The 8,039-nt window shown below is 69.9% G+C and carries 5 protein-coding genes; 2 read left to right on the forward strand and 3 right to left on the reverse strand.

All coding sequences use genetic code 11. From position 1 onward, the window contains the following. Positions 1 to 85: 85 nt before the first annotated feature. The gene (locus tag RWX45_RS00955; protein ID WP_316021924.1) at positions 86 to 3,043 is read left to right on the forward strand and encodes an FtsX-like permease family protein; all 2,958 of its coding nucleotides are present in this window, start codon (positions 86 to 88) and stop codon (positions 3,041 to 3,043) included. A 332-nt stretch (positions 3,044 to 3,375) separates the two neighbouring features. Here the strand turns inward: RWX45_RS00955 and RWX45_RS00960 are convergent, their stop codons facing one another. Next, on the reverse strand, positions 3,376 to 4,593 hold the full coding sequence (locus RWX45_RS00960) for a bifunctional glycosyltransferase family 2/GtrA family protein (protein WP_316021925.1): 1,218 nt from the start codon (positions 4,591 to 4,593) through the stop codon (positions 3,376 to 3,378). 1 nt (position 4,594) lies between these two features. Continuing rightward, entirely contained in the window at positions 4,595 to 5,587 is a 993-nt protein-coding gene (locus RWX45_RS00965; protein WP_316021928.1) for a phosphodiester glycosidase family protein, read from the reverse strand. A gap of 509 nt (positions 5,588 to 6,096) precedes the next feature. On the opposite strand from RWX45_RS00965, the gene RWX45_RS00970 reads away from it, so the two are divergent. Next, on the forward strand, positions 6,097 to 7,668 hold the full coding sequence (locus tag RWX45_RS00970) for a multidrug effflux MFS transporter (protein WP_316021926.1): 1,572 nt from the start codon (positions 6,097 to 6,099) through the stop codon (positions 7,666 to 7,668). 58 nt (positions 7,669 to 7,726) lie between these two features. Here RWX45_RS00970 and RWX45_RS00975 read toward each other — a convergent pair. Further along, positions 7,727 to 8,039, reverse strand: a 313-nt coding sequence (locus RWX45_RS00975) for a response regulator transcription factor (RefSeq protein WP_316021927.1), incomplete at its 5' end; no start/stop codon positions are given.

Genomic DNA, 8,039 nt, shown 5'->3' on the forward strand with positions numbered 1-8,039 from the left:
CCGTGTTCCTGCGCGACGGGCGGATCGTCGGCAGCTCCGGAGCCGCCGACCTCGACGACATCCTCACCGCCCAGGGGAGACAGCGTTGACTCCCCGGCCCGCTCCCTCTCCGTCCCCATCCACCGACGACGTCGCCCGTCCCGGCCTCCGCTCCCGCCTGCGCTCCCTGCGCCCCGTCATGCGCCTGGCACTGCGCGACGCCCTGGCGCACAAGGCCCGCAGCCTGCTGGCGATCCTGCTCGTGGCCCTGCCGCTGGTGCTCGTCGTCGGCAACATCGGCCGCGGCCTGTCAACCCCGCCCAGCCGACAGACCGCTCTCGCCTCGATCCCCACCGGCGCCCAGGCCATCGTCACCGGCACCGCCGTCGATCCCGCTGAGGGGCCATTCCCACAGATCCCCGAGGGCGCCCCCGGCTTCTGGTTCAACGACTCCGACGTCGTTCCCCTGGGAGCGCAGGGACTAGCGAGCATCATTCCGGCGCAGGACCACGTCATCCAATACTGGATCTCGGACACCTTCCTGGCTACGACCGGCATGACCGCTCAACCCGGAGAGGTGGGCGTTGCCGGCGCCGGCGATCTGGAAGCCGTCAACCTCTCAACCATTGGCACCCTGACGCTGCAAGAATCCTCCGCTGAAGGGATCACGCTGCTGCTGCCGGAGCTCTCCGCCGGTGCAGCCCCCACCGACGCCGATGGCATTGTCATCACCAGCGCCCTCGCCGAGCGCACCGGCGCCGAAGTCGGCGACACCCTCTCCCTCATGGCCCCGCCGCTCCAGGCCGGGGCAGACCCCGACACCGACGACGAGGTCCTCCACAACTCCCAACGCGCCTACCGCGTCACCGGCATCGTTGCCGACGCCGAACAGTCGCTTGCCTGGGCACAGTCAAGCTGGCTGGCAAGCACCGCCACGGCGGACCCCGCCGGAGTGGACACCCACTTCCTCATCGCCGGGCCGGAGCCGGTCACCTGGGAGATGGCCACACAGATGAATACGGACATGGCCTTCGCGGTCTCCCGGCATGTGCTGACCCATTACCCGGCCGACGACGAACTCTACCCCGTAGAGGTGTCCCCGGAGGTGCTCACCGATGCGTTGATCTCGACCATCATCGCCGCGGCGGTCGAAGCAGGACTTCTCCTGGCGCTCATTACCCCGGCGTTCGCGGTCGCCGCGGAACAGCAGCGGCGCATGCTCGCCCTGGCGTCTGCCTGCGGGGCGACGCCGCGGCAGCTGGCTCGCACCCTCACCCTCCAGGGCGTGATGGTTGGCTGCCTGGGCGGCCTTCTGGGTGCAGGCGGCGGTGTCGTGGCAGTTTGGGCAGCGTGGCGGATGTTCTATCCGGATACGCAGGCCCTGGTCGGGTTCCCGTGGTGGATGCTGGCCGTGGCGGTAGTCGGCGCGGGGGCGGCCGGCTGGCTGGCGACGCTGTTTCCTGCTCGGCGGGTCGCCCGCATGGACCCCGTCGAGGCGCTGCGCCGCCACTCCGCCTATGCTGCATCCGGGCGACGGTCCCGCTGGTCCGGGGCGCGTTGGCGCGTGGGAGCCGGCCTCGTCCTGATCGCATTAGCGGTTGGCTGCGGCGTCGGCTCGGTGCGGGCGCCCATACCGCGGGAGATGAGTGCGGGCGGCATGCTCGGACTACTGCCCGGCGGGGCGAGCGCGCCCCTGCTGGTGGCGGCGCTACTGCTCGGCGCCACCGCCCTGATTCTGTTGGCACCGCTCATTCTCGACGTCGGTATAGCACTGCTCATCAAGGGGCCGCTCGCCCTGCGGTTGGCCGCCAGGGAAGCGGACGCCCACCGCGGCCGCACCCTCCCGGTCATCGCGGCGATCGCCGTCGTCGTCGCCGTGGGCTGCGGGCAGGTCGTCAACTCCGCGTCCTACGCCGCGAACTACAACGACACCTCCCTGGATCTGGAAGCGCCCGGGCATCTCTCCCTGGGCATGCGCGTCAGCATCGACGACCGTTTCGACGCGCACATCCTTCGCGACGGGGTCCAGGTGCTCGCGGACGCCGGACTGCCCGTGACCGGATCGGGGTCCGTATGGTCGCCAACGTACCCGGGGCTAAGCGTTGATGTGGTGCCGCCCGTCGAGGCGCGCTGCCCCTACGGCTCGGAACCGGATGCCCTCTCCTCCCTCGGGCTGCGCGAGGAGACGACCTGCGTTCCCTGGGGGAAGGGCTACAACCCGGGGTACAGCGCGGTGTGGATCGCGAATGACTCGGTGCTCATCCTAGAAGGGGACACCTTGCGTGCCAGCGGCCTGGAAGGGGCGGAGCAGGCGGCCCAGGTGCTGGACGCCGGCGGCGTGGTTGTCGGCTTCGCCAACTGGATTGCCGACGACGGCACGGTGCAGATCGGGGCGGTGCGCCAAGATGGGGACGGGGTGGCACAGCCCGAGGACACCCAGTCCAAACCCGGTTACTTCATGCGCTGGCTGCCGGACAGGGTGGCGATCTCCCCAGAAACGGCCGCCGGCATGGGGCTTGTTGGTGATGATGCCCCGGCTTACCTCGGTGAGGTGGTGAAACTCTCTCGGCCACTGACCTCCCAGGAGGAGAAGAAGGCGACGGACCTGCTGGACGCCCACAGCGCCCTGGTCATACCGGCAACCGATTGGATCATGCCGCTGTGGGGTGACCTGTTCGACCAGATCCAACTGGTGGTGCTGGTGGTGATCGCCCTGTTCACGCTGGGGCTGAGTCTGTTGCTCACGCGCACTCAGATGCGCGGCGACTTGATCACCATGCACGCGGTGGGTGCCGGGCCGGGGTTCCTGCGTCGAGTGACGGCCGCGCATGCGGCTGTTGTGCTGGCGGTGGGGGTGCCCCTGGGCGCGCTGGGCGGCTGGGCGGTCGGACTTTATCTGGTTGCCTGGAACCGGCATGTGGCAGCAGACGGCCCCTGGCTGCGCACCGAAGGGTTGTGGGGCTGGCAGATTCTTACGCTGGCGTGCTTCGTGGCGATCGGCATGGCCCTGGCCTGGCTCGCGGGCCGACCGCCCACGTCACTGGAGCGGTCCCGCGATGAGTAGCCCGTAGCCGGCCGAGCATGCCGCCCGTGCGTGCCGCCCAGTCGATCTTCCACCGCGCGCCCTGACCCGGTGGAGCCAGGGGCGGCGATGGCGATCGGGACTGCACACTTTAGATTCGGGCGTGAGACCGGAAACCGCATGATTCCGCGGATCCACTATTTCGCCCATAAGAGATGAGGAGCTTCCCGTGTGCGGCGAAGGGCTCATTGCACACAGGAGCCTCCCCCGGGGGCCCACTAGTAAATCCGCGATTTGGCTGAATTGCAGGGAAAACCCGGATTCAGGCAGAATCGTCGGCGCGCTCCGGTGTGCGTCCCGCGCAGCGGCGCCCCTCACCGCTTCTCCCGGAAGACCGCCCGTTGCTGCACCAGGTAGCTGACGACGTACAGCACGCCATCGCCGATGGGCTTGGCCACCCCCAGCGGAATGCCCGCGCCCGTGAGCAGCCGCAGCAGGAGGTAGCTCGCCGCCAGCAGTGTCAACGCGAGCGTCACATAGCGCACGGCGGTGCGCATAACCGTTCCGGGCGCCGCCCGGAACACCCGCCGGTTCATGAAGAAGTTCGCCGTGCCGCTGACCAGCCGCGCCCCGACCACGCTGATGAGCAGGTTCCCGGTCAGCAGGTGCAGCAGCATCACCCCCGCCCAGTCGATGCCGAAGCTCGCCAGGCTCGCCCCGATGAAGCGCAGCAGCGGCGCATAGATGCGGGCCGAGTCCTGCAGCGGCCGGAAGTGGCTGGAGGCGTTCCCGGGCTCGTAGACCGTGGCGATCTCGACCTCCTCCACCTCCAGGTCGAGTTCGTTGGCGCGCAGCAGGACGCTGAGCTCGTATTCGTAGCGGTCCCCGGGGATGTCCATGAGCCAGGCGATCTTGCCCGCAGGGTAGCCGCGCAGGCCCGTCTGGGTGTCGCGCAGTTTCCAGCCGGTGGCCAGGCGGAACAGCAGCGCCGTAGCGTCGTTGCCAATGCGGCTGCGCAGCGGCACCTTTCCCGTGAATCGGCGCACCCCCAGAGTCATGCGGCCGGTTTCCCGCACGCGTCGAGCCACCGCGGCGATGTCGGCGGGGCGGTGCTGGCCGTCCGCGTCGGCGCACACGATGTCGACGTCGGGCCACAGCTCGGCGGCCCGTGCCAGCCCGGTGCGCAGCGCCTGTCCCTTGCCGCGGTTGGTGGCATAGCCGACGACGTCGGCCCCGCGCGCGCTCGCGGCCCGGAACACCCGGGCGTACTCCGGGCCGGAGCCGTCGTCGACGACGAGAACCCGGCACCCGGGCAACTCGCGCACCAGGTCCGCCACCAACTCCGCCAGCCGCATATCCGGCTGATATGCCGGGATCAGCACCACCAGGCCGACCTGGGGCAGGCGCCGGATGGCCGATGCTGTCGCCGGGGCCGGACCGCGGTCGGGACCGGAATCCTGGGCCGGCCCGGCCCCTGACCGGGCCGCCCCCATCTCCTGGCGTGCCGCGCCGTACGCGGTGGGCGGGGCGGCGTCGGGGCGCAGGCGTCGGGTCGGGAAGGAGCCGGTGTCCGGGCGTGTCGGCGTGCTCATTTCAGGCCCCCTGGGCGATGTAGAGGATGTCGGAGGTTTCCCGCTCGCCGCCGTTGGAAGGGCGGTTGACGACCTGGCCGTTGAACCACAGGGTGGAAGAACCCCCGCCGTCGAGGTTGTAGGCGCAATCGCAGCCCAGGCCCGTCATGATCTGCGCCAGCTCGGTCATGGTGACGCCGCGGGAGTAACCCTCCTCGCGCCCGTCGACGACGACGAACACGTAGCGCCCGTCGCCGATGGCGCCCAGCGCGGTGCGCGGCTGGGTGCCCTGGATCGAGTGGTTGCCGACGTTGGTGTCGACCTCGACGTTGTCGATCCCGCTGAGCACGGCGCCGCCCTGAACCAGGGCCGGCCCGAAGGACAGGGTGTTCCACACGCCGGCGTCCAGCAGGGTCTGCGCGTCGGTGCTCGTCTCGTCATAGACCTCCACGTGTCCGTCGGTGTAGAAGGCCATGCCATCGCGCACGCCGTCGTCGCGGTAGATGACGCCGTTGCGGATGAGGATCCCGTCGCTGCGGAAGCCGTAGTAGTCGCCGTTGACGGCGAGGATGGCGCCGTGCTCGGTGGCCATGGTGCTGGGCAGGGCGGTGATATTGGTGCCGTAGGCGTTGTTGGCGAAGGCGCTGCGCACCGCGGTGGCGTCGCTGACCTGGATGTCGGCGACGTAGTAGGTGACCGTGTCCGAGCCGGAGCCGGTGGAGACCTGCTCGATACTGATCGAGGTGAGTGAGGAGGTGTAACCGGTGTCCGTGACGGTGACATCGGTCGCCTGCGCGGTGGAGGAAGTGGTGGAGGAGACCGAGGAGTTCATGGCCTCGTAGGCGGCGACGTTGTCGACCTCGACGTGGTCGATGACGAAGCGGTTGAGTGCCCAGGCGGCTGTGCCCACCGCGGCCGCGCCCACAACGGCGGCGCCGCCCAGGAGGAAGCGCCGCCGGGTGTGCCGGGGCGCGGGGGTCTGGGCTGCGTCGGCTGCGGGCTGCGCCGTGGACATCGGGGCGTCGGCGTTTTCGTGCCGGGACGCGTCGGTGCTGGTGCGGGCGGACTCATGCGCGTTGCCGGAGTCGAGGTTCGAAGACATGAGCCCTACACTCGCCGGGCGTTGTAAGCGCTCCTTAGAACCGGGGTATGGGCGGGCTGTGAATCCGTGGACCCTGCTGCTGGGATGCGGTGTCACAATCCCTGATAAACGGGCTCTGGGCGGCAGAGCGCGTCATGAGGATCGTTGCAATGACGCCGTTTTGTTCCGCGGTGTTGGGCTGACCGACGCCGTTTGTCAGCGATTTTGACAGCCATAGGGTCTCTCACAGCTATAGGGCCGTCACGGCAAGCCCACCCGCGGTGGTTGTGCGCGCACGTCGGCCCGCCGTGATATGTGCCGGTCTCGACACGTCATTAGTGCCGGTTTCGGTACGTTACTTGTGCCGGTTTCGGTGAGGGGTGCGGGATCTCACGCACCCCGGATGCATGACTTCACGTCGCCCGGTTCCATAACCTCACTTCATGACCACCTCCCCTTCGACCGGACCCACCTCTGCCCAGCAGGGGAAGGGGGTCACCCCAGACACCGCCGCGGAGCCCACCACCTACGACGCTAAGTTGGCCCGCGGCCGCGCCGCTTCCCGCGGCCCTGAGCCGTCCCCCACCCCGGCGCCCGCCGTCGAGCCTGCCCGCGCCGCCACCTCTAGCGACCCCGGCGACGGCGGCCTGCGCACCTCCTTTGCGCCCACCCTCCTCATCGCCCTGGCGGCGCTTGCGGCCATCGCCCCGCTCGCCATGGACGCCTACCTGCCGGCCTTCAACCAGATGGCCGCCGACCTCGGCATTTCGGCCTCGACAACCCAGCTGACGCTCACCGCCTTCCTTGTCGGCGTGGCGCTGGGACAGTTGAGCATCGGGGTCCTGTCCGACCGCTTCGGCCGCCGTCCCCTGCTGCTGTGGGGCAGCGTGCTGGCCTTCGTTGCCGGCGTCGGCACCGCGCTGGCTCCCAGCGCCGCCGTGCTGCTCGCGGCCCGTTTCCTCCAGGGACTGGGCGGCGCCGCCGGCATGGTGCTGGGACGCGCCGTCATCTCCGACCGCTCCCGCGGCATCACCGCCGCGCAGGCGCTGTCCCTGGTCATGGCGATTCAGGGGATCGCGCCCGTGATCGCCCCGATCCTGGGCGGCGCCCTGGTCGGGCCGGTCGGCTGGCGCGGCATCCTCGGCGTCGTCGCCGCCTTCCAGGGCATCCTCGTGCTGCTGGTGGCCGCGTGGGTCCCGGAAACCCTCCCCGCCGAGCAGCGCCATGAGGGAGGCTTCGGCGTCCTCGCCCAGGGCGCCCGGGAGCTGGGCAAGGATCACGTCTTCGTCCGGCTCATCATCATCAACGCGCTGGTGTACGCCCTGCTGACCTCTTACCTGTCCGCCGCCCCGTTCATGCTCCAGGGCGTGCTCGGTATGAGCACGGCCGCCTACACCGCCGTCTTCGCCGTCTGCGGCCTGGTGGTGACCATCACCGTGGCCGTGTGCGGGTCGGCTGCCAAGCGGGTCTCCCCGGAGCGGCAGATCCGCCTGGGCCTGCTCGCCATCCTCGTCGTCGACGTCGTCTTCGCCGGCGTCTGCTTCATCTGGCTGTCCGGGCCGGTGGCCTCCACGCCGCTCACCATCGCGACGGTGGCCCTATTTATCATCCACGTCATGATGCTGGGCACCTGCATGGGCAACCTGCCCGCGGTGTCGCTGGGGCGCACCGGGCGCTGGGCGGGTACCGGCTCGGCACTGCTCGGATTCATCCAGTTCGTCTGCGGCGGCCTGGCCAGCCCGCTGGTGGGGCTGAGCGGCCAGACCTCCGGCGTCGCCTTCGGCGTGGTTATCGTCGTCCTGGCCGTCACGGCGAACGTGCTTGCCGCCTTCGGCGTGCGCGACCGCGGCGAGAAGGAACGCCTGCGCGCCGAGGCGAAGGCCAAGCGGGCCGCCCGCCTGGGCCGCGACCAGCTCCCCGTGCCGGCCGTCCGAAACAGCGCCGACGTCGAGCTTGCCGCCACGGGCGCCGCCGAGGCCGCTGCTGGGCGCGCCGAGGAGACGGACAGAGCCTGACGGCCCCGCACGCGCTGGCCCGAATGATGCCGCGGGCCGCGCCGCTGCGGCGTCGTCCTTACTCCTCTTCCTCGGAGGCATCCAGACGGTAGCCGACATTGCGGACCGTGCCGATGAGGTGGTCGTACTCGGTGCCGAGTTTGGCGCGCAGCCGCCGAATGTGCACGTCGACCGTGCGTGAACCGCCGATGTAGTCCTCACCCCACACCTCGTCCAGCAGCGCCTGCCGGGTGAGCACCCGCCCCTGGTTGAGCGCCAGCGCCTTGAGCAGCTCGAACTCCTTGTACGTCAGATCCAGCAGGGTGCCGCGGATACGCGCGGTGTACGACGTCGTATCAATGACCAGGTCACCCGCCTCGATCCGGTCCGTG

Origin of the sequence: Actinomyces sp. MRS3W, assembly GCF_032465695.1 — a bacterium.
In the GTDB taxonomy this organism is placed as follows: Bacteria; Actinomycetota; Actinomycetes; order Actinomycetales; family Actinomycetaceae; genus Actinomyces.

What these genes read in the sequence shown, in the direction of transcription:
- RWX45_RS00960 (WP_316021925.1), bottom strand. Translation starts at nt 4,593, where the DNA reads ATGAGCACGCCGACACGCCCGGACACCGGCTCCTTCCCGACCCGACGC.
- RWX45_RS00965 (WP_316021928.1), bottom strand. Translation starts at nt 5,587, where the DNA reads ATGTCCACGGCGCAGCCCGCAGCCGACGCAGCCCAGACCCCCGCGCCC.
- RWX45_RS00970 (WP_316021926.1), top strand. Translation starts at nt 6,097, where the DNA reads ATGACCACCTCCCCTTCGACCGGACCCACCTCTGCCCAGCAGGGGAAG.